The organism is Novosphingobium marinum, from assembly GCF_013408095.1.
GTDB classification, from domain to species: Bacteria; Pseudomonadota; Alphaproteobacteria; order Sphingomonadales; family Sphingomonadaceae; genus Novosphingobium; species Novosphingobium marinum.
Genome location: NZ_JACBZF010000007.1, coordinates 112937 through 132932, shown reverse-complemented (window position 1 = coordinate 132932; position 19996 = coordinate 112937). Strand labels below are relative to the sequence as shown.

Annotated in this window: 17 protein-coding genes; 8 read left to right on the top strand and 9 right to left on the bottom strand. The window is 64.9% G+C overall.

Features of this window, described 5'->3' with window-relative positions:
• Together FHS75_RS15810 and FHS75_RS15805 are read right to left on the bottom strand one after the other, a co-directional pair.
• Positions 1-240 (bottom strand): DUF3604 domain-containing protein (locus tag FHS75_RS15810; protein ID WP_179408643.1); only part of this gene is annotated, 240 nt, incomplete at its 3' end.
• Between the two features lie 106 nt (positions 241-346).
• Positions 347-2812 carry a TonB-dependent receptor gene (locus FHS75_RS15805; protein ID WP_179408642.1) on the bottom strand — a complete coding sequence of 822 codons (2466 nt, stop codon included), beginning with the start codon at positions 2810-2812 and terminating at the stop codon, positions 347-349.
• 162 nt (positions 2813-2974) lie between these two features.
• On the opposite strand from FHS75_RS15805, the gene FHS75_RS15800 reads away from it, so the two are divergent.
• The 3 genes from FHS75_RS15800 to FHS75_RS15790 all read left to right on the top strand — a co-directional run bounded on the left by FHS75_RS15800 (position 2975) and on the right by FHS75_RS15790 (position 6551).
• Positions 2975-3655 carry a TetR/AcrR family transcriptional regulator gene (locus FHS75_RS15800; RefSeq protein ID WP_179408641.1) on the top strand — a complete coding sequence of 227 codons (681 nt, stop codon included), beginning with the start codon at positions 2975-2977 and terminating at the stop codon, positions 3653-3655.
• A 227-nt stretch (positions 3656-3882) separates the two neighbouring features.
• Positions 3883-5145, top strand: coding sequence for a DUF1254 domain-containing protein (locus tag FHS75_RS15795; protein ID WP_179408640.1), 1263 nt, complete (start codon positions 3883-3885; stop codon positions 5143-5145).
• Positions 5142-6551, top strand: coding sequence for a DUF1254 domain-containing protein (locus FHS75_RS15790; RefSeq protein WP_179408639.1), 1410 nt, complete (start codon positions 5142-5144; stop codon positions 6549-6551). The genes FHS75_RS15795 and FHS75_RS15790 overlap by 4 nt, the downstream gene beginning before the upstream one ends.
• A gap of 70 nt (positions 6552-6621) precedes the next feature.
• On the opposite strand, the gene recA is transcribed toward FHS75_RS15790, so the two are convergent.
• Positions 6622-7695 (bottom strand): recombinase RecA, encoded by a 1074-nt coding sequence (gene recA / locus FHS75_RS15785; RefSeq protein ID WP_179408638.1) that lies wholly within the window; start codon positions 7693-7695, stop codon positions 6622-6624.
• A 334-nt stretch (positions 7696-8029) separates the two neighbouring features.
• Positions 8030-8494 carry a hypothetical protein gene (locus FHS75_RS15780; protein WP_179408637.1) on the bottom strand — a complete coding sequence of 155 codons (465 nt, stop codon included), beginning with the start codon at positions 8492-8494 and terminating at the stop codon, positions 8030-8032.
• Between the two features lie 253 nt (positions 8495-8747).
• On the opposite strand from FHS75_RS15780, the gene FHS75_RS15775 reads away from it, so the two are divergent.
• Positions 8748-9257 carry a hypothetical protein gene (locus FHS75_RS15775; protein ID WP_179408636.1) on the top strand — a complete coding sequence of 170 codons (510 nt, stop codon included), beginning with the start codon at positions 8748-8750 and terminating at the stop codon, positions 9255-9257.
• The gene (locus FHS75_RS15770; protein ID WP_229735680.1) at positions 9258-9866 is read left to right on the top strand and encodes a hypothetical protein; all 609 of its coding nucleotides are present in this window, start codon (positions 9258-9260) and stop codon (positions 9864-9866) included.
• 36 nt (positions 9867-9902) lie between these two features.
• Here the strand turns inward: FHS75_RS15770 and FHS75_RS15765 are convergent, their stop codons facing one another.
• From FHS75_RS15765 to FHS75_RS15750, 4 genes are all read right to left on the bottom strand, one after another.
• On the bottom strand, positions 9903-12350 hold the full coding sequence (locus tag FHS75_RS15765) for a hybrid sensor histidine kinase/response regulator (protein WP_179408635.1): 2448 nt from the start codon (positions 12348-12350) through the stop codon (positions 9903-9905).
• Positions 12347-12907 (bottom strand): DUF2062 domain-containing protein, encoded by a 561-nt coding sequence (locus FHS75_RS15760; RefSeq protein WP_229735681.1) that lies wholly within the window; start codon positions 12905-12907, stop codon positions 12347-12349. Before FHS75_RS15760 ends, FHS75_RS15765 begins: the two co-directional genes overlap by 4 nt.
• Positions 12907-13389 (bottom strand): SsrA-binding protein SmpB, encoded by a 483-nt coding sequence (gene smpB / locus FHS75_RS15755; protein WP_179408634.1) that lies wholly within the window; start codon positions 13387-13389, stop codon positions 12907-12909. Before smpB ends, FHS75_RS15760 begins: the two co-directional genes overlap by 1 nt.
• 156 nt (positions 13390-13545) lie before the next feature.
• Positions 13546-14256 carry a Crp/Fnr family transcriptional regulator gene (locus FHS75_RS15750; RefSeq protein WP_179408633.1) on the bottom strand — a complete coding sequence of 237 codons (711 nt, stop codon included), beginning with the start codon at positions 14254-14256 and terminating at the stop codon, positions 13546-13548.
• 356 nt (positions 14257-14612) lie between these two features.
• Here FHS75_RS15750 and FHS75_RS15745 point away from each other — a divergent pair, with 356 nt between their 5' ends.
• Together FHS75_RS15745 and FHS75_RS15740 are read left to right on the top strand one after the other, a co-directional pair.
• On the top strand, positions 14613-15023 hold the full coding sequence (locus FHS75_RS15745) for a heme oxygenase-like domain-containing protein (protein WP_179408632.1): 411 nt from the start codon (positions 14613-14615) through the stop codon (positions 15021-15023).
• A gap of 4 nt (positions 15024-15027) precedes the next feature.
• Positions 15028-17589, top strand: coding sequence for an HWE histidine kinase domain-containing protein (locus FHS75_RS15740; protein ID WP_229735682.1), 2562 nt, complete (start codon positions 15028-15030; stop codon positions 17587-17589).
• Positions 17590-17593: 4 nt separating this feature from the next.
• Here FHS75_RS15740 and FHS75_RS15735 read toward each other — a convergent pair whose 3' ends face one another.
• Positions 17594-18580, bottom strand: a complete 987-nt coding sequence (locus tag FHS75_RS15735; protein WP_179408631.1) for a DNA topoisomerase IB — start codon at positions 18578-18580, stop codon at positions 17594-17596.
• Between the two features lie 107 nt (positions 18581-18687).
• Here FHS75_RS15735 and FHS75_RS15730 point away from each other — a divergent pair, with 107 nt between their 5' ends.
• Positions 18688-19926 carry a putative DNA modification/repair radical SAM protein gene (locus FHS75_RS15730; RefSeq protein WP_179408630.1) on the top strand — a complete coding sequence of 413 codons (1239 nt, stop codon included), beginning with the start codon at positions 18688-18690 and terminating at the stop codon, positions 19924-19926.
• Positions 19927-19996 lie beyond the last annotated feature (70 nt).

Here is a 19996-nt window from a genome sequence, read left to right as displayed (position 1 = left end):
GAGGAACGCGTCGGGCGACAGGTTCGTGTGCAGGTGCAGGTCGCCGAAGTAGAGGTTGTTCTCCAGCGGCTCCTGCAGAACGGGGGAATAGGTGGTTGTCGTCCGGGACTCCGATGCCGGGCCGGTGGTCGTCGGTTCAGGCGCGTCCTGCGCCCCTGCCCAGCCTGCCGTCAGCGCGATTGCCGCCGCCCCTGAAAGGATTGTCGCACCCGCAAGTGCCATGCGCATCTTTTTCGCCACCGTCACTCTCCGCAAATCATCGTATCTCTAAAGCAAAAAGGAGCCGCCGCCGGAAGGGTGTGGCGACGGCTCCCTCGTGTGCTGTCCGGCTGTTCCGCCAGCCAGGTCAGTACCGCACCGTGATCTGCATCTTCACCGTCCGGGGACTAGCGATGTAACCAATTTGGTCGGCGACGAACCCTGTCGCTAATCCGGTGCCACCTCCCGTACTCGGGGCGTCCTGCGCCCCATTGTAATAAAACTTGTTGGTCAGATTCTTTCCGACCAGTGCAAGTTCAAGCCTGTCGTCCTCTGTTGCAAGCCTGACTTGCGCATCGAGCACGACGTACTCATCCTGACGCGTGAGCGGGTGGCCGAAAGCGGATGCGAGGTAGCTGCTCTTGTACCTGGCATCAGCTGCGATACCAAGCAGCAGGTTGGTCGCCAGCGGCAACTCATAACTTCCGCCAAACGAACCCGTCCATTTCGGCGCGTTCGCCAAGACCGTGCCACCCAAGTCCTGCTGCGGCCGGGGCGTTACCGTGTAACAGCCCTGGGCGGGGGTCTGACCAGTATAGCACGGCGCATCGGAGAATTCGTCGTACTTGGCCTCGTTGTAGTTGAGCGACCCGTGGATCTCGAAGCCGTAGAGCGCACGCGGCGCGAACTGGAAGTCCATTTCGACTCCCTTCGTGATCGCGCTCGCCGCGTTGTAGGTGGTGAAGGCGAAGACCGGCGAATTGAAGAAGTCGATCTGGATATCGTCATACTTGTACCAGAACGCACCGAGGTTGAGGCGAAGCTGACGGTCGAGCAGCTGCGTCTTGATGCCGGCCTCGAACCCTTCGGCCGTCTCCGGCCCGAAGGTGAAATCGTCCACGGAAGCGCGCGGACCATAGATGCCGGAGTTCGAGAAGCCGCCTGACTTATAGGCGGTCTTGAATGCGCCGTAGATCGTGACCTCGTCGCTAGGTTGCCATGTCACCGTGACTTCGGGTGACCAGTTGTCGAAGGACTGATCGGCGTTGAGAACAACGCCGGGAGAGAACACCCCGAGATTGACCAGAACCGGGTTGGAATAGGGCTGCAGGAAGTAGCTTTCCTTCGTCTCGTGGGTGTAGCGCACGCCGCCCGCGATCTCGATCTGTTCGATAGGCTTAAAGATTGCCTGCCCGAACACCGCGATGGTCTCGCCCCTGGTCTGCGAATCTTTTGAATTGCCAACGAACCGAAATCCCTCCGGCGCAGCCGAGTTTTCGAGGCCCGCTTGGGCCGTCCAAGCGTCATAGTCGCGCTTGGTCCATTGATAGAGGCCGCCGATCATGAAATTGAACGGGCCGTCGAGCCCGGAAAGAACGCGCAGTTCATTCGACCATGCCTGGAAATCGGTATCTTCGGTCGCGTACAGTCCAACAGGCGATGCAGCCACGCTGTTGGCGTCGATGCGGAAGATGTTCCTGTTCCAGTTGTAGTTCGTCACATTTGTGACGTCGAACGCGCCGGCATCGAAGTTTAGAGTTCCTGTGACGCTGAAGGCTTCGTAATCGTTGCCGAGCGAACCGTCATCGAAGCCGAACGGAATGTCCGCCCCAACTTCCTCCGGACCGCCGCTCTGGTAGATGCGGAAATCACGACCGCAGGGCACGGCGGGGTTTAGCTGGCTTACGCCGTTCGGGCACTGGTAGATCACGTAGTTCGACAAAGGATTGTCGTTCCAGACGTTGTTGTAGCTCGCCTTCAGCGTTGCCGTCAGTTGATTGGTCGGCTCCCACAGTACGGTGACGCGCGCCAGGAAGTCGCGCGTCCCGGGTTCGTCGTCGGCCATGGTCGCCGGAATGAAGCGAGTCGTGCCAGTGGCAACGTCGGTGAGGCGCCAGGTCTCGGCCTCACCCCGGTTCGGGAATAGCGTCTCGTACTGCTTGCTGTATCGTACACCCGCCCGAACGCCGAGCGTGTCGCTTACAGGGCCCGAGACTATCGCTTCGCCGGTCAGTTCGTCGGCGTTAAACTCGAATCCGCCACGCACGATGACCTCGAAGTCCGGGCCAGGATTCTTCGTCGTCATCGAGACGACGCCGGCCGTGGCGTTCTTGCCGAAGAACAGCGCCTGCGGACCCTTCAGGATCTCGACCTGGCCGAGGTCAAAGAACCCCTCGTTGATAGTCCGGCCCTGCCCGTAATAGACCGAGTCGACGACGACCGCGACCGACTGTTCGAGTCCGATCGAGGTCGTGTTGGAGCCGATACCGCGAAGGACAAGCGTCGCACCCGAACCCGTGCCAGCACGACCGACCGTGAACTGCGGTGTCGATGCAGCGATACGCTCAAGGCTGGTCAGGTCGTACCGCTCAATCGTTTCCTCGCCGATCGCGGTGATGGCGACAGGCACGTCCTGCGTCGTTTCCTGACGCTTACGGGCCGTCACGACGATGTCGCCGATCCCCGCAGCCGGACCTGCATCGCTCATTTCACCGCGGTTCGATGGAGGCGGCACGTCCTGCGCCATTGCCGGCGTGACAAGCAGGGCTGCGGAGGCGGCACTCAGCAAAAGCGACGCACGGCGGATGGATTTCGACTGTAGCTTGGCTTGCATTGTCTGCCCCTCCCACGGGTATGAAATTTCCCCAGCCGCTATCCGGCGGCTCGTCGAGATGACTAGGCGGACAGCAGTGGTAAAACACCTGTAACTTTAATTAGGATGTTTTAAACATCTCGGACCTTTTAACCTCGCCGCGTACGTGTAAGAGAATCCCGCATGACCCCCCGAATTTCAAAGCAGGTGACTTCCCCGCCCTCCCGGGCGGAAATCACGCGCGAACGGATCATGCGCGCGGGCGAGCAGCTTTTCGCTCGAAACGGCATCGAGAGCACGTCGATGCGCATGGTCGCGGCAGCGGCGGGCCAGTCGAACGTGGCCGCGGTTCAGTATCACTTCGGATCGAAGGAAGGCCTGATAGCCGCGATTTTCGAAGATCGGGTCGAACAGATGGAGGAACCTCGCAAGGCCATGCTGGCCGGGATCGGCGAAGTCGGCGATGCGACGCTTCGCCAACTCCTCGAACTTGTCTACGTCCCGTATCTCGACCTCGTCGACGAGCAGGGGAACCATGTCTACGCGCGGGTCCTGCTCGATTATCTGAGCCGCTACGGGCGCTTCATGATCCCGCATCCCGCGAGCGACATGGACCGGAGCGACCTGGTCATCAATCAGGTCCTGACAGAACTGGAACGGCGCATGGACGACGTCGGCATGACGGGCGAGCGCGTGCCGTACTCGATGCTCGTCATGGGCATACTCGGCGTGCTGAACGACCACGATCTTCGCCGCGAACGGGGGCTGAAGGTCAGGCCTGTTTCGGACCTCCTCGACGAAATGATCGATTTCATGGCGCGCACTCTCGCCGTGGGCGCTCACGATGCCGGAGGGAGTGTCTAGAAGCCGGACCGCAGAACACCGCAAACCCGATCGCGAGAGGACAGCCGATTTCTGCAACCCGAAGCACGCACCGCGGCGCCCGATGGCGCAAGTCGCTCATTGCCGGAACCGGCTTCCTGTACCTGCTGGCAGCCGTCCCGGTTTCGGCGGAGCCTCGCTTCTACGATGCGCGGGAAGCAGACCAGTTCCTCGGTTCGCTTGCCGAGGATGTCGTTCCGCAAGACCCCTTGGCACGCGAGACATGGGCGAGGCACGCCGCCCACGAAGCAGCGGTCTTCGGACTTCCGGCGGTCCTGATCTATCGCCAGATGCATGCGCAAGCCATCGACGCTTCGGCGCCGGGCTTCGTCGGCTTCAATCGCTTTGCGCACGGGCGCAACCTTGCCGGTCCGGGATACGAGGCATTCAAGACGCCGAACGCCGACACGCTCTATTCCAACGCCTATCTTGACCTGACCGGCGGTCCGGTCCTGCTGGAGGTCTCTGCCACCAACGGTCGGTATTTTACGGCCAATTTCCTCGACATGTTCGGCAACGCCACGAACATCAGCGCCCGCACGCACGGCACGAGCGGCGGCAGGTTCCTGATCGCGACAACCGATTGGGGCGGTGAAGTCCCGGACGGTACGACGCTGTTCAGGGTGACGCAGCCCTACATGTGGATCCTGTTGCGGATCGAAGCGGAAGACGATCGTGCCCTGCCTGTGGCGCGCGCGTTGCAGGACAGATTCGCGATCCGGTCGCAGGGCCAGACCGGAACGAGGCGCGCCTTCCCCAGGCCCGGCTCGCTCGCTGACGTCACGTCGCTCCTGACAGTGCTCGACTGGGTGGTCGAAAATGCAGGCGTTCGCAATTCGGAACGCGCCCTGGTCCATCGCTTCAGGGGGCTCGGCGTCGGGGGACCGTTGTCCGTCGCGGAAGCGCTCGACGATCCGCGCACCCTTGCCGGCGCTCGCCAGGGCCTGGCCGACGCGGCGATGGTGATCGATCGCGTGAAGCGACAGAAGAGCGCGGATGCAGGCGGGTGGCGGGAAACCTTCGATCCGGGACGCTACGGCCACAACTATCTGTTCAGGTCTGGCATTCATTCGCTCGGAACCGGAGCGAACGTGAGGCTGGAAAACTTCTCCTTCACCACCTTCAGCGATGCCGAGGGGCAGGTGCTGGACGGATCGAGGCACGAATACGTCCTTCGTTTCGAAAGTCCGCCGCCGAGCGAGTTCTTCTGGTCGGTCACCGTCTACGACCTTCGCACCCAGGAACTCGTGCCGAACGCGCAGGGAAAATACCTTGTCGGTTCGAACACCGAGGGACTTAAGATTGCCAGTGACGGTTCGGTCACGATACGCCTTTCGCGCCGGGCAGAAGGTCCCAATGCCATCCCGGTCCCCGAAGGCCCGTTCTATCTCGCATTGCGGGCACAAGGCCCCCGGCGCGAATTGCTCGACGGAAGCTGGCGCCCTTCACCGGTCAGGAAAGAGCAACGATGATGCGCAACAGTATTTTCGCGGCTCTCCTGTCGCTGGGTCTCGCTGCATGCGCCCGGACGCCGGCGGTGCCGACCGCAGTGCCCGTCGACGTCGCCGATACTTCGGAGATTTCGGAAGTCGCCAGGGACGTCTACGTATGGGGCTACCCGCTGGTGCAGGCAGCCAGGATCAGGCTCTTCTCGACGAACCCGGATGCGCCTGGGTCCGCAGCCGGCCTGTTCGCTCCCATCAATCGCTTCGCGCATGGACGGGTTCTCGCCAATCCGGAAACGAAGATCGGCGTCGGCCCGAATAACGACACCCTCTACAGCCTTGCGCGTCTCGATATGGAGGACGGCCCCTTCGTGCTCGAGACTCCCGATTTCGGGGACCGCTACTACACCTTCTCGCTCAATCTCGCCGACTCCTCCTCCATCGGAGCCGTCGGCCAGCGAACCCACGGCGGGCAGCTTCCACCGCTTTTCATTCACGGTAGCGACTACCGGGGCACCGTTCCCCAAGGCTTCCTGTCGATAGCCTCGCCGACGCGCTATTTCTCGCTCGCCGGTCGAACCGTGGTCCGGGGGGAGGAAGAGTACCCCGCTGTCCATTCGCTCCAGGACCGGATGCGCCTCGTCCGCTATGCCGACTATCTGGCCAGCAGCGATGCCCTTCCGCCCCGGTCGCCCCAGTCGCCGCTCGACGAACCATCGATCGAAGCGCCGGAGGGTTTGGAATTCCTCGAGCAACTCGGCCAGGTGCTACGCGACTGGCGGGTGCGCGACGAGGATCGGCCATTCATCGAGGCGGCCCGCCGGCTGGGCATCGGACCACGCGGTTTCGATCCCCTCGCCCTGACCGGAGACCGGCTGCAAGCGGCAAGGGAAGGCTTGCGCGCCGGCGAGGAACTGGTGCTCCGCCGCTCGCTGGAACTGGGCGAGCAGGTCAATGGCTGGACGACGAACTACGACGGCCCGCGGTTCGGACAGGACTTCGAACTGCGCGCCGCAGTCGCGAAGGACCAGATTTTCGTCGCCGTACCCGAGGAAGCCGTCTATCCCATCGGCCGCGTCGACAGCGAAGGGCGGCTCCTCGACGGCAGGAACAGCTACCGGATCACGATGGCTGCGGGCGAAACCCCTCCCGTCGATGCGTTCTGGTCGATCACGCTCTACGACGACCGCGGCTTCATGGTCCCCAATCCCATCGACCGGTATTCGATCGGCGACCGGACGAAGGACCTGATCCGTGGCAGCGACGGTTCGGTGACAATCGAACTATCGCATACCGGGCCGACGGACCCGCAAGCGAACTGGCTGCCTGCACCGCCGGGACGCTTCTACCTCATGATGCGGCTCTACCGGCCGCGACCGGAAGTCCTTTCCCGCGATTGGCAGCCACCGAAGATCGAGCGCATTTCCGGCTGACGCCCGGGACCGGCACAATCCCGAAAGGGAGGTCCGGCCCTGCGAACGCCTTTCTCCGGGCCGACCCCGATCAGTCCTCGTCGTCCTCTGCGGTGGGGCCGGTCATCATCTCTTCGGCCAGCCCCTCGGTCTGGCGGCGAATTGCCGATTCGAGCCGGTCGCAGACTTCGGGGTTTTCCTTGAGGTATGTCTTCGCGTTCTCGCGGCCCTGCCCGATACGGATCGAATCGTAGCTGAACCATGCACCCGACTTCTCGACGATCCCGGCTTTCACGCCAAGGTCGAGGATCTCGCCGATCTTGGAAATGCCCTCGCCGTACATGATGTCGAATTCGACCTGCTTGAACGGCGGGGCGACCTTGTTCTTCACGACTTTCACCCGTGTGGTGTTTCCAACGATGTCGTCGCGGTCCTTGATCTGGCCGGTACGGCGGATGTCGAGGCGGACCGAGGCGTAGAACTTCAGCGCGTTGCCGCCGGTCGTGGTCTCCGGGTTGCCGTACATGACGCCGATCTTCATGCGCACCTGGTTGATGAAGATCACGAGGCACTTCGAGCGGTTGATAGAGCCGGTGAGCTTGCGCAGAGCTTGGCTCATCAGGCGGGCCTGCAGCCCGACGTGGCTGTCGCCCATCTCGCCCTCGATCTCGGCGCGGGGGACGAGCGCGGCGACCGAATCGACGACGAGCACGTCGACCGCGTTCGAGCGCACCAGCGTGTCGGTGATCTCGAGCGCCTGCTCGCCGGTATCGGGCTGCGAGACGATCAGCTCGTCGATGTCGACGCCCAGCTTCTTGGCATAGACCGGGTCGAGCGCATGCTCGGCATCGACGAAGGCGACGGTGCCGCCGCCCTTCTGCGCCTCGGCGATGACGTGGAGCGCGAGCGTGGTCTTGCCCGAGCTTTCGGGCCCGTAGATCTCGACGATGCGGCCGCGCGGCAGTCCGCCGATGCCGAGCGCGATGTCGAGTCCGAGCGACCCGGTCGAGATCGATTCGATCTGGATCGCCTCGCGCGAGCCGAGCTTCATCGCCGAGCCCTTGCCGAACGCGCGGTCTATCTGGGAGAGCGCCGCTTCGAGCGCCTTCTGACGATCCATCGAGTTTTCCTTGCCTTCCTGAATCAGCTTGAGCTGTGCAGCCATGATCACTTCCCCTTCTGCCTAGACGGCTGACCCGAAAGGTCAACGGTCACCGGCGTACCGCATTTGTTCTTTTGGAACAAGAGGGGAACTTTAAAGTCCGGTACGATCCGGGCTGCCGGCTTCGGGCCGTTGCGCGCAACCGGCCACTTCCCGAATTTCCGGGGCAGCAATTTCGGGATGGTCGACAGTCGCAATGCCGCTAGTGTGACGATTGCGGCGGCCGGGAGAGGCAGCCCTGCCACAAGCCGGAGCGCTGTCCGTACTCTCGCTCCGCGCCGCCCGATCCCCGCCCTCGCCGCATTGACGGTCGCCCGGGGAGGCGCTCGGCTGCTCCCTAGTTCCGGAACATCTCGCGGATCGCCTGCCCCAGTCTCGGCGGGCAGGTGGTCGACTTGTCGAGGCGGGGCCATACTTCCTTGTTCATGTCGTACATGTTGTTCGACAGCGCGAGCAGCCTGAAGCCTTCGCGCCCCCTGTCCCCGTAATAGCCGATGCCGCCGCGCATCCGGCTGACGTGGCCGTCCTGCACCGTGCCGCGGACTTTCTGGTGCGTCACGATCGCCCGGCTGAGCGGTTCGTCCGGCCTGCCGCCGTAGGGCGCGTCTGGCTTTACCTGCGCGTAGATCGCCCGCGCGTCGGGCGGTATCTGCGGGCTGGGGTTCTTCGCCATGCAGAAATAGCCGTACTGCACGAGCAGCACGTCGAGCGGGTCGTTCTTCTGGCCGGTCCCCACGTTGCCGGAGGTATTGAAGAATATCCGGCAAGTTCCGGGACGGCTGGAAGACAGGGCATCGAGCATCGTCGCCTCCTTCGCGCGCGTGTCCGCCCGCCTTGCGTTGCCACGGCAAGCCCGGAGCGGTAGCGTTTCATATCACGAACAGGCCGCGACCGCTCGCATTACATGCCGAGACAGACTGTTCGCTGCGCAGACTTACAAGAACAAGTGTTACGAAGAACGGTCGCGGATCAGCACGGGCAGTTTTGCTAGACTCGAACTTGTTTACGCCTATCTTTTCGTTTCTCGTCTCGATTCGCAAAGTCAAACGGGGACCATGGCGCGAAGCGATTTCATTCGGTTTCTGTCGGTTTCAGGTGCCGTCCTGGCTCTCGGAGCCTGCACAACCGCGCTTTCGGCGAATCCTTCCAGAATTTCCCTGCAGGCCGACGCGCCGGGTTATGCCTATTATTACGGCGGACATGACGCTGTCACGGTGCGGATAGAAAACCCGCAGCCCGGAAGCCCCGCCGACGTGCTCGCCGAACCGCCCGCGCGGGTGACTTACGGCGGGGGAACCGCGTGCGAGATCGGCGGCGGCAACTGGAAGCGCGATTCCTTCTGGAGCTACGACGCGGGCCGGGCGCTCGCCGTGGCGGAGTTTTCCGGTTCGAACGACTGGCTCACCTTCTACGACAGCCGCACCTGCGCGAAGCTCGGCGATATCGACGTGTCGGGGCGGCGCTGGCGCTTCGAGGACGGCGCCGTCGTCCTGTGCGAGGACCTGCCCGACGGGAAGGACCGATGTTTCACCCACAGCCGATTGCCACTGCCAGAGGGGGATTGAATGACGATCACGAAGCAAGAGATCCTGCAAGCCTGCAAGGACGCCTTCGACGCCGAATGGGCGAAGGGTTATCCGAACAAGGACAACTGCTCCGGCTTTGCCAAGGACGTGGCCGACAGGCTGGGCGTCGAGACCTTCGACCGCTACGCCAATGCCGACCAGATGGTCCGCACGATGACGACGCACCCGAAGTGGCTGCCCCTTGCCAGCGGCAAGAAGGCAGCGCAGCAGGCCGCGATCGGGCGCTTCGTCATGTGCGGGCTGGAATCGAAGGACCACTCGCGCGAGGGCGTGAAGCACGGGCACATCGTCGTGATCGTCGAGGGTGCGCTCTACAAGGATCTCTACCCCAAATGCTGGTGCGGCAGCATCGGGTCCTCGCAGAGCAAGGGCAACAAGTCGGTGGGCGAGGTCTGGAACCAGACCGACCGCAACAACGTGAAGTACTTCCAGTACATGGGCGGCTACGCCAAGCCCAAGAAGGACAAGGACGAAGGCGGCAAGCCGGGCTCCGGAAAGCCGGGCGCCGGCAAGCCGAAGCCGGGCGAGCCGGCGGGCAACACGATGTCGGGCATGATGCCCGGCGACTGGAAAAGCCGCCTTTCGTGATGCGCATCGGCCCGCGTCATGCGGGCCGGGCGTCGCCTAGGCGCGATCGCCGCTTGTCGAACGCAGCACAGCGCCCACCTTGTCGCCGATCTGCTGGACCGAGAAGGGTTTGGCGATGAAGTGCATGTTCTCGATCGAGATCTCGCGGCGAAGCTGTTCCTCGGCATAGCCCGACATGAACAGCACGGGCAGGTCGGGCGCGACCTTGCGAATGGCGCGGGCCATCGCCGGGCCGTCCATGCTCGGCATGACGACGTCGGTGAGGACAAGGTCGAACTCGCCTCCGCCCTCGACGATCTCCAGCCCCTCCTCGCCGTCGCGAGCGGTCTGCACCTGGTATCCCTGGCGGGTCAGCGCACGCTCGGCGACCATGCGCACCGGGTCCTCGTCCTCGACGAGGAGGATGCGGCCGCCGCCGGCCCACTCGGTCGGCTCGGGCGCGGCGGGCGCTGCGGCGGGTGCCGGCGCTTCGGCGGGCGAGGGATGGTGGACGGGCAGGTAGATCGTGAAGGTCGTGCCCTTCCCCTGCTCGCTGTCGGCAAAGATGAAGCCGCCCGACTGCTTGACGATGCCGTAGACGGTCGAGAGGCCGAGGCCGGTGCCCTTGCCGCGCTCCTTGGTGGTGAAGAACGGCTCGAAGATCTTGCCCAGATGCTCGGCCGGGATGCCGCCTCCGGTGTCCTCGACGATAAGCGCGGTGTACTCGCCGGCCGGCACGATCTCGCTGCGCATCGCGCGCACGTCGGTCGCGGTGACGCGGCGCGTGGCGAGCGTGAGCTTGCCGCTGCCGTCGCCGCGACCCTGCATCGCGTCGCGCGCGTTCACCGCAAGGTTGACGATGACCTGCTCGAGCTGCGTCGGATCGGCGCGTACCGGGCCGAGATCGCGGTCGTGCGAGACGGCGAGCCTGATCTTCTCGCCCAGCAGCCGCCTGAGCAGGTGCGAGACCTCGGAAATGACGTCGGGAAGCTGCAGCAGTTCGGGACGCAGCGTCTGCTGCCGCGAAAAGGCGAGGAGCTGGCGGGTCAGCGCGGCGGCGCGGTTCGAATTGGCGCGGATCTGCTGGATATCGTCGTAATCCGAATCCCCCGGCGTGTGCCGCAGCAGCATGAGGTCGCAGGTGCCCAGGATCGCGGTCAGCACGTTGTTGAAATCGTGCGCGACGCCGCCGGCAAGCTGGCCGACGGCCTGCATCTTCGTTGCCTGCGCGACCTGCCGCTTGAGCCGCGTCTCCTCGGTGGAATCGGTAAGGCCGAGCAGCACCGCCGCCTCTCCCAGGCCGCGAACGCCCGCGAGGCTGAGCGAGACCGGCTCGTCGGCCTGCGCGGCAAGGCGGATGGCGATGTCCCCCGCCGTGGCAGGCCCCCTCCCGAAGCGCCGGATGGCGTCGGATAGCGCGCTCTTGTCCTCACGCACGACGAGGTCGGTAGGGTAGATAGGCGGGCGCTCGCCCTCCTTGCCGGCGGCGCGCATGAAGGCGGGATTGGCGAACAGCAGCCGCCCGTCGCGGTCGGCCATCGCAAGGCCGAGCGGCAACTGGCCGAGCAGCGCCTCGAGGTGCGGGACCGCCGCCGACTGCTGCGCCCCGCCGCCGCCCAGCCCTACGCCCTCGTCGGCAAGCAGCATCAGCGAAGGCGTCGTGTCCGGATCGGGTTCGCCCGGCAGGTCCGGGTCGGCGAGCGGCAGGTGGTACAGCGTAACCGTCGAACCGTCGCCGCCGTCGCGCGACCAGCCGAGGCGGTCGCCCTCCTCCTGCCTCAGCAGCGCAACGAAATCGTGGCCCGTCATGTCGGCGAGCGAGTCTCCGCCCGCGCGCTCGGCGAAAGCGGCGCTCGCGGCCCGGATCGTGCCGTCCGGATCGACGACCGCCGCCGAGATCCCCGCCCGGCCCAGCGCGCGGCCCAGCTTGCCGTCGATGTGCGCGACGAGATCGCGGACGGGGTCGGATGCGGCGATCGTCTCGATCTTCCAGACGAGGAAATCGTCGGCACGGCCGCTGCGCGTCGCCTCGACCCGCCAGCGGGCGCCCGGTGCGTCGTCGCGCTCGACGAGGTCCGCATTGCCGCGCCCGTCGCGCCAGGCATTGCGGGCGGCGCGGGCAAGGCGCTCGCCTGAGGCCTCGTCGACCGGAAGCCGGGGCGGCGCATGCTCGGCCCCAAACCACTCCTGGTAGAGCCGGTTGGCGCACACGAGGCGGCTCGCCCGGTCGGTGATCGCGACCGCCGCATCGGGCCGCTCGATGGCGGCGACCGTGACCGACCAGTCGGGCATCGCCGCTTCCGGCTCGCTCTCCTCGGGACGGCGGGTGGCGAGCACGATGGCAAGCGCGCCGAGCACGAGCAGTCCCGCGCCGAAGCCCCAGACCACCAGCGGCTCGCCCGTGATCAGGTAGAGCAGCGCCAGGCTTGCCGCGAGCGCGATGCCGACAAGGGCCCAGTCGCCCCAGCCCCTTGCCGCATTGTGCCCGCTCACGCCCCCGCTCATGCGTCGGTCCGGTTGACGCGACGGGCCTGCTGGCGCGACCACTTGCGACCGACCCAGCCGCGCCAGGCGAAACTGGCGATCAGGTAGCCGATGGCCGATCCCACGATCGCCATGATGACGAAGCCGACGGCGGTGACCCCGGCGGTCTGGAAGAACCAGCTGAAGCTTTCCCACTGTCCGCTGCTGACCTGCTTGCCGATCTCGGCGCTGACCCCCCTGTCGATCCGCAGGAACGAGCGACCGACGCGGTTGGCGACGACCAGCCAGAACGGTAGGGTGAACGGATTTGTGATGAAGGTGACCAGCACCGCGACGGGTACGTTGGCACGCGCCGGAAGCGCCAGGAACGCGGCGAGGAAGATCTGTCCCAGCGGGATGATGAAGCCCGAGAAGATGCCGAGCGCAACGCCGCGCGGAACCGACCGCCGCGTGAACCGCCACAGCTCCGGCGACAGGAAGCGGTGGGCGATGGGCGCGAGGTACTTGTTGCGCGCCATCTCCTCGCGATTGGGCATGCGCCGTTCGGCCCAGCGCTGCATCCGGCGGCGCGCGCCCATCAGCCGTGGTCGCGAAGGAGGCGCGCCTTGTCGCGCTTCCAGTCGCGGTCCTTGATCGTCGCGCGCTTGTCGGCGGCATTCTTGCCGCGCGCGAGAGCGAGCTCGACTTTCGCCCTGCCTCGGCTGTTGAAGTAGATCGACAGCGGCACGATCGTCATGCCCTTGCGCTCCACCGCGCCCTGCAGCCTGTCGATCTCCCGCTGGTGCAGGAGCAGCTTGCGCGGGCGCTTCGGTTCGTGGTTGAAGCGGTTGCCGTGACTGAATTCGGGGACGTTGGAATTGACCAGCCAGGCCTCGCCGCCCCGAACCTCGGCATAGGATTCGGCAATCGACCCCTCGCCGAAGCGCAGGCTCTTCACCTCGGTACCGGTAAGCGCGATGCCCGCTTCGAACGTATCGTCGATATGGTAGTCGAACCGCGCGCGCCGGTTTTCGGCGACGCTTTTCTTCTTGTCGAATGTCTTGTGCTGCGGGCGGGCCATGATCTCGGGCCATGTAGGGCGGATGGGACGAAAAGGAAACTCGCCACACCCGATATTTCCGCGCCCTGAACGTGGCCGCGCAGTCGGGTCCGGTCGCTCCGGTATCAGCCGGGCCGGTGTGCGCGCCGCACCGGTCGCGGCTTCTTCGGCCGGAAATCAGGTCTGCGGGTAGACCCCCGCGAGGACCGTCTGGAAATGCTGCCGCACGTGCTGGTTGCACGTGCATGCCCTCCCGCCCAGGCGCTCCGCGTCGAGGACTTCGAGCCCGCCCCTTCGCGTTTCGAGCAGGCCGTCGCGCTTGAGCCGCTGGATCACGCGACTGGCATAGGAACGGCCGATACCCATCATCGAGGCAAGCTGCTCCTGGGTCATCGTGATCGAGTTGCGGCCCGTGCGCTCGACGGCGGCACAAAGCCACTTGGCCGCGCGCTGTTCGATGGTGTGGATCGCGTTGCAGGCGATCGACTGGAAAACCTGCGCCATCAGGCAGTCCGCATAGCGCGAGAACAGGTAGCGGATGCTGATCGACTGCTCCTTGGCTCGCTCAAGATCGGGAAGCGAGATGCGAAGGAACGTCCCTTCGTGCATGACGCTGGCCCGCGCGTAGGCAGGTGCGTCGCCGTGGCTGACGATCCCGCCGAGCGCGCCTTCGCGTCCGATCATCACGGTTTCGACCGACACCCCGCAATCGAGAGGGACAGTGAACGATCCCACCGCGCCGTGGCGCGGGAAAAAGCAGTGCTCGACCCTGTCTCCCGGTTCCTGGAGGACCTGGCCGGCCTTGTAGTCGCATGCGGTCAGGTTCGGAGCGATGAGCGCCCTGTCATCGGGTCGCAGGGCTTCCAGCAGGTTGCTTCCATCGATCATTCGCCAAGGGTCCGTCGCCTAAGGTGCAGGCATGTAAACCGAAGCAACGGACACATGTTCCATCACGCCCTGTTGTGTGCAATGGTGAACAGACAAGCCCTCCGTTTGTGTTATGGTCCCCATACCCGGAGCAAGGTGCCCCGGCGGCAGTCGAAGGGGGTCGACAACCGCCGAGCCAATGACGTAACTTGGCCTCGAAGGATAAGTCGATTAACCCAGAATCAGTTCACGACCGGCTTCGTGCGGCCACCGGTGCCGCGCACGAGCAACTCGATTCCCGTTTCGGTGCTCTCGATCTCGGTGAGCGGGACGACTATGCGCGCTTCCTTCATGCCCATTACCTCGGGTTGCTGCCGGTGGCCGACGCCTTCGAAGCGTTTGCCGGTTCGGTACTCGATACAGGCGTGCCCGATTATCCCGCGATGCTGAGAGACGACCTGTCCGACCTGGGGCTGAGTGTTGCCGGCGTGGGCGCGCCAGCCGCTCCTGAAGGCCTTCATCCCGCCGGTGTCGCCTATGTCGTCGCCGGTTCGCGGCTCGGCCTGGCCAGCCTGCGCCGAGACCGGTTCTGGGGCAAGTCCGGCGGCTGTGCCTCCCGGTACATGACCGACGATGCCGGGCTCAATGTTTGGCGCGCGATGGCCGGCTGGATGCGCGGTGCACGCCTTCCCGCTTCCGAAGTATCCGCGATTTGCGACAGCGCCGTTTCCGTCTTCGCCCTGTTCGAGGATGGACTGGTCCGCTCGTTACCCGAGCATGCCGGCTGATCGCATGACCGACAACCGACCTCCCGTCGACCTGTCGACGTGCGACATGGAGCCGATCCATATCATCGGCCGCATCCAGAGCTTCGGGTACCTGCTTTCGTTCTCCAGCGACTGGATCGTCAACCATGCCTCGGCCAATTGCGCCGACCTTTTTGCACGCGACATCCGCGACCTGATCGGGACGCCCGCGTTCGACGTGCTGCACGGCCCCGCCCTGCACGAAATCCGCTCTCGCCTGCAGATGCTCGGATCGCCTGATTCGGTCGAGCGCATCTTCGAGCTCGACCTGCTCGGCGACGACAGGCTGTTCGATATCGCGGTGCACCTTTCGGGCCGCACCTACATCCTCGAGGCCGAGCCGAGCGAGACCGGACGGCGGCGCGACTACGTCAGCTACGTACGGCCGATGATCGACCGCATCCGGCAGGGCAGTTCGATCCAGCAGCTTTGCGACCGCGCCGCGCGGCAGCTTCGCGGGCTGACCGGCTTCGACCGCGTGATGGTCTACCGCTTCGCGCCCGGCGGCGCGGGTGAAGTCATTTCGGAGAGCATCAACGGCTCGGTCGACAGCTTCCACGGGCTGCACTTCCCGGCGTCGGACATTCCCGCGCAGGCCCGCCGCCTCTATTCGCGCAATATCCTGCGGATCATCTCGGACGTCGACGATCCGACCGTCGATATCCTTCCGCAGCTCAACCCCAGCGGCGACCCTCTCGACCTCTCGATGTGCGGCTTGCGCGCGGTGTCGCCGATCCACATCGAGTATCTCAAGAACATGGGTGTCAAGGCGTCGATGTCGGTCTCGATCATGCGGCGCGGCGAGCTGTGGGGACTGATGGCATGCCATCACTATTCGCCGCTCAACCTGCCCTACTCGGTGCGGACTGCGGCCGAACTGTTCGGCGAGTTCTTCTCCTACCTTCTCGATCAGGCGGAAACCGCCGGCGCGCTGAAGCAGCGCCAGTCGGCGATGCGTCTCCACGACGAGATCATGGCCCGCGTCGCGGGCGGCGACACCCTGCTCGAAGCCTTCGAGGAATTCGCCGGCAGCATCGGCAACGTCATTCCGTTCGACGGCATCGTCGGCTGGGTCGACGGCGAATTCATGTCGCGAGGCTCCACTCCGCAGAGGCAGGACTTCGAGCGGCTCGCCCGCTTCCTCAACACCGCCGGGGCAAGCACTGTATGGGCAAGTGACAATCTGCAGTCGATCTATCCCGACGCGGCCCGCTTCGCCGACGACGCGGCGGGCCTGCTCGCCATCCCGGTATCGCGCACCCCGCGCGACTACATCGTGCTGTTCCGCAAGGAGCACGTCCACTCTGTAAGCTGGGCGGGCAATCCGGAGAAATCGGTAGAACTCGGCCCCAACGGCGACCGGCTGACCCCGCGCAAGAGCTTCGACATCTGGAAGGAAGAGCGCCGCGGCTTCTCGGTCAACTGGACGCGTGACGAGATCGAGAGCGCCGAGAGCCTGCGCGTGACGCTGCTCGAAGTGGTTCTGCGCCTGACCGACAGCGTCAACCAGGAGCGCGAACGGGCGAGCAAGCGGCAGGACATCCTGATCGCCGAACTCAACCACCGCGTCCGCAACATCCTCAACCTCATCCGCAGCCTCGTGACGCAGAGCAAGGCGAGCAGCAACTCGATCGACGAGTTCGCCGAGATCGTGGGCAGCCGCATATACTCGCTCGCCCGCGCGCACGACCAGGTGACGCAGTCCGACTGGTCGCCCTCCTCGCTCGTCGAGCTTATCCGCACCGAGTGCGAGGCCTATACTGGCGGCAAGGCGGACCGGGTCGAGATCACCGGGACCGACGCGCTGATCCATCCCGGTGCCTTCGCCCAGCTTGCCCTGGTCATCCACGAACTGATGACCAACAGCACCAAGTACGGCGCGCTCTCGGATTCGGGCGGCAGGGTCGAGGTGGCAATCGGCAAGAACCGGGACGACGCGCTCGAACTAAGCTGGACCGAGCGTGACGGGCCGCCGGTGAAGGCACCGAAATCGCGCGGGTTCGGATCGACGATCATCGAGCGCACGATCCCGCACGAGCTGGGCGGAGAGGCGCGCATCGATTTCGATCCCGAGGGGCTCCATGCCCGCTTCGTCCTCCCGCCGGATCACGTCGCGGCCTTCCAGTCCCTTCCTGACCGGACGCAGGAGAGCGGTTCGGTCCACCAAGCGCCGGGACAGGAGAAGGATGTGATGCTTTCGGGCGACTGCCTGATCGTAGAGGACAACATGATCATCGCGATGGAAGCCGAGGACATCCTCGGCGAACTGGGATGCGGCCATTGCCACGTCGCCGGTTCGGTCCGCGATGCCCTGAAGGTGATAGAAGACAACGACATCCGTTTCGCGCTGCTCGACATCAATCTGGGGCGCGAAACCAGCGAGGAAGTCGCGTTCAAGCTGGCCCGGCTGGGGATCAGCTTCGTCTTCGCGAGCGGCTACGGCGAACTGAAGTCTCGGCCCGAGGAATTCGCGAAAGTCCCGGTGATCACCAAGCCTTACGCGATGAAGGACATCCGCAGCGCCATCGAGAAGCTCGGACGCCGCTGAACCGTCAGCGCTTGGTGCGCTTTTCGAGAAAGGCGAGCAGCCCGCGTTCCTCTCGCGACATGGTGCGCGTGCGGCGCGGCAGTCGCTTCGGCATGTCCTTGCGCGCCGCCTCTCCCTTGGCCGCTGCGACCACGGCGGGGTGGACATAGGCCTTGCGCGCCACGGCAGGCGTATTGCCCAGCCTGTCCGCCACTTCCTCCATCATCGCGCCGACGGTGATCTCCGGCTTTGCGTGCAGCAGTCCGAATGCAAGCGCGGAGGCCGACCATGTCCTGAAATTGCGCGCCGAGAAATCCTCGCCCATCGTTTCGCGCAGGTAGGCGTTGACGTCGTCGGACGTGACGGCGGATGCGGTTCCGTCCTCTTCGAGATACTGGAACAGGTGCTGGCCGGGAAGGTCCTGCACCCGGCGGACGTAGCGCAGCAGCGCCGGATCGTCGCAGGCGATCTCGCGCTTGCGGCCCGACTTGCCGCGAAACCGCAGCGTCAGCGAGCGGCCGCTGAGCATCGCGTGCCGCCGCCGCAGGGTCGTAGCGCCAAAGCTCTTGTTCGATTTGGCGTAGCACTCGTTGCCGATGCGGATCTGCCCGGTATCGAGCAGCGCGACGACCGACGCGATCGCGCGGTCGCGGCTCAGCTTGCGGCGGCGCAGGTCCTTCTTCACACGCTTGCGCAGCGCCTTGAGCTTGCGACCGAACGGGGCGCAAAGCTCGAACTTGCGCATCTCGCGCTCGGCGCTCCAGTCGGGGTGATAGCGGTACTGCTTCCTCCCCTTCGCATCGTAGCCGATTGCCTGCAGATGCGCGTTGGCGCGCGGCGCGAACCATGCCCCGGTATAGGCGGGTGGCAGAGCGATGGCGTTGAGCCGGTCGATCTCCTGGCGATCGGTGATGCGCGCGCCCTCGGGGTCGAAGTAGGCCCAGTTACCGCGCACCTTGCGACGCACGATGCCTGGCACCGTATCGTCCATGAACATCAGTCGCCCGCTCATGCGCGCATCGAACTCCTTTGCGTGGTCGAACCGGCTAAACGCTCTGCCGGGCGATTGGTGGCGGGAAAAAGTTGGACATGCAACGAACGGGAACATATATCGAACGAATGGCGCGTATGTCCCTGAAGGAAAAGCTGGAAGTGCTGGCCGATGCGGCCAAGTACGATGCCTCGTGCGCATCGTCGGGAACGTCGAAGCGCGACAGCCGGAAAGGCGGCATCGGCTCGACCGAGGGCATGGGAATATGTCATGCCTACGCCCCCGACGGACGGTGCATTTCGCTGCTCAAGATCCTGCTGACGAACTATTGCACATTCGACTGCCACTACTGCATCAATCGCAAGAGCTCGAACGTGCGGCGCGCGCGCTTCACCGTCGACGAAGTGGTCGACCTGACGCTGGGTTTCTATCGCCGCAACTATATCGAGGGGCTGTTCCTCTCCTCGGGCATCATCGCCTCGCCCGACTACACGATGGAGCAGCTGGTGGAGGTCGCGCGCAAGCTGCGCGAGGAGCACGGGTTCAAGGGGTACATCCACCTCAAGACCATTCCCGATGCCGATGGCGACCTTGTCCGGCAGGCAGGGCTCTATGCCGACCGTGTCTCGATCAATATCGAGATGCCCACCGAAGCAGGGCTGAAGCGGCTGGCGCCGGAAAAGTCGGTGGATCGGATTACCGGGTCGATGGCGGGCATGAAGGAGGCGATCGTCGATGCGCGCGATGCCTCGAAACGGTATCGCAAGGCGCCGCGATATGCTCCGGCAGGTCAGTCAACGCAGATGATCATCGGGGCCGATTCCGCGACCGACGGCGACATCATCACGCGCGCCGCCGGCCTTTACCAGAGTTACGGAATGCGGCGCGTCTACTACTCCGCGTTCTCGCCGATCCCCGATGCCAGCGCCGTCCTGCCGTTGAAGCGGCCTCCGCTGATGCGCGAACACCGGCTCTACCAGTCCGACTGGCTGATCCGCTTCTACGGTTTCGATCCGCACGACATCCGCGACGCCGCCGACGGCGGGATGCTCCCTCTCGACATCGATCCCAAGCTCGCCTGGGCGCTCAAGTTCCGCGAAGGGTTTCCGGTGGACGTGAACCGGGCGGAAAGGGAACGGCTGCTGCGCGTGCCCGGCCTTGGCGTGAAGGCGGTGAAGACGATCCTCTCGACACGTCGCCATCGCATCCTGCGGCTCGACGACGTGGCGAGGCTCACCCAGTCGGTCGCCAGGGTCAGGCCCTTCATCGTTGCCGCCGACTGGCGCCCCACCCTGCTGACAGACCGCGCGGACCTGCGCCGCATGCTGTCGCCGCCGGCGAAACAGCTCGAACTGTTCGCGGCCTGAGAATGATTCGCATCGGAAACCCGGCGCGCCCGGCTTCGTTCTAGGGACAAAGCAACGGAGTACACACGAA

Bases quoted from the DNA above. Each gene is read 5' to 3' on its own strand.
- FHS75_RS15805 (WP_179408642.1), bottom strand. From the start codon at position 2,812: ATGCAAGCCAAGCTACAGTCGAAATCCATCCGCCGTGCGTCGCTTTTG.
- FHS75_RS15800 (WP_179408641.1), top strand. From the start codon at position 2,975: ATGACCCCCCGAATTTCAAAGCAGGTGACTTCCCCGCCCTCCCGGGCG.
- FHS75_RS15790 (WP_179408639.1), top strand. From the start codon at position 5,142: ATGATGCGCAACAGTATTTTCGCGGCTCTCCTGTCGCTGGGTCTCGCT.
- recA (WP_179408638.1), bottom strand. From the start codon at position 7,695: ATGGCTGCACAGCTCAAGCTGATTCAGGAAGGCAAGGAAAACTCGATG.
- FHS75_RS15780 (WP_179408637.1), bottom strand. From the start codon at position 8,494: ATGCTCGATGCCCTGTCTTCCAGCCGTCCCGGAACTTGCCGGATATTC.
- FHS75_RS15775 (WP_179408636.1), top strand. From the start codon at position 8,748: ATGGCGCGAAGCGATTTCATTCGGTTTCTGTCGGTTTCAGGTGCCGTC.
- FHS75_RS15770 (WP_229735680.1), top strand. From the start codon at position 9,258: ATGACGATCACGAAGCAAGAGATCCTGCAAGCCTGCAAGGACGCCTTC.
- FHS75_RS15765 (WP_179408635.1), bottom strand. From the start codon at position 12,350: ATGAGCGGGGGCGTGAGCGGGCACAATGCGGCAAGGGGCTGGGGCGAC.
- FHS75_RS15760 (WP_229735681.1), bottom strand. From the start codon at position 12,907: ATGGGCGCGCGCCGCCGGATGCAGCGCTGGGCCGAACGGCGCATGCCC.
- smpB (WP_179408634.1), bottom strand. From the start codon at position 13,389: ATGGCCCGCCCGCAGCACAAGACATTCGACAAGAAGAAAAGCGTCGCC.
- FHS75_RS15750 (WP_179408633.1), bottom strand. From the start codon at position 14,256: ATGATCGATGGAAGCAACCTGCTGGAAGCCCTGCGACCCGATGACAGG.
- FHS75_RS15740 (WP_229735682.1), top strand. From the start codon at position 15,028: ATGACCGACAACCGACCTCCCGTCGACCTGTCGACGTGCGACATGGAG.
- FHS75_RS15735 (WP_179408631.1), bottom strand. From the start codon at position 18,580: ATGAGCGGGCGACTGATGTTCATGGACGATACGGTGCCAGGCATCGTG.
- FHS75_RS15730 (WP_179408630.1), top strand. From the start codon at position 18,688: ATGGCGCGTATGTCCCTGAAGGAAAAGCTGGAAGTGCTGGCCGATGCG.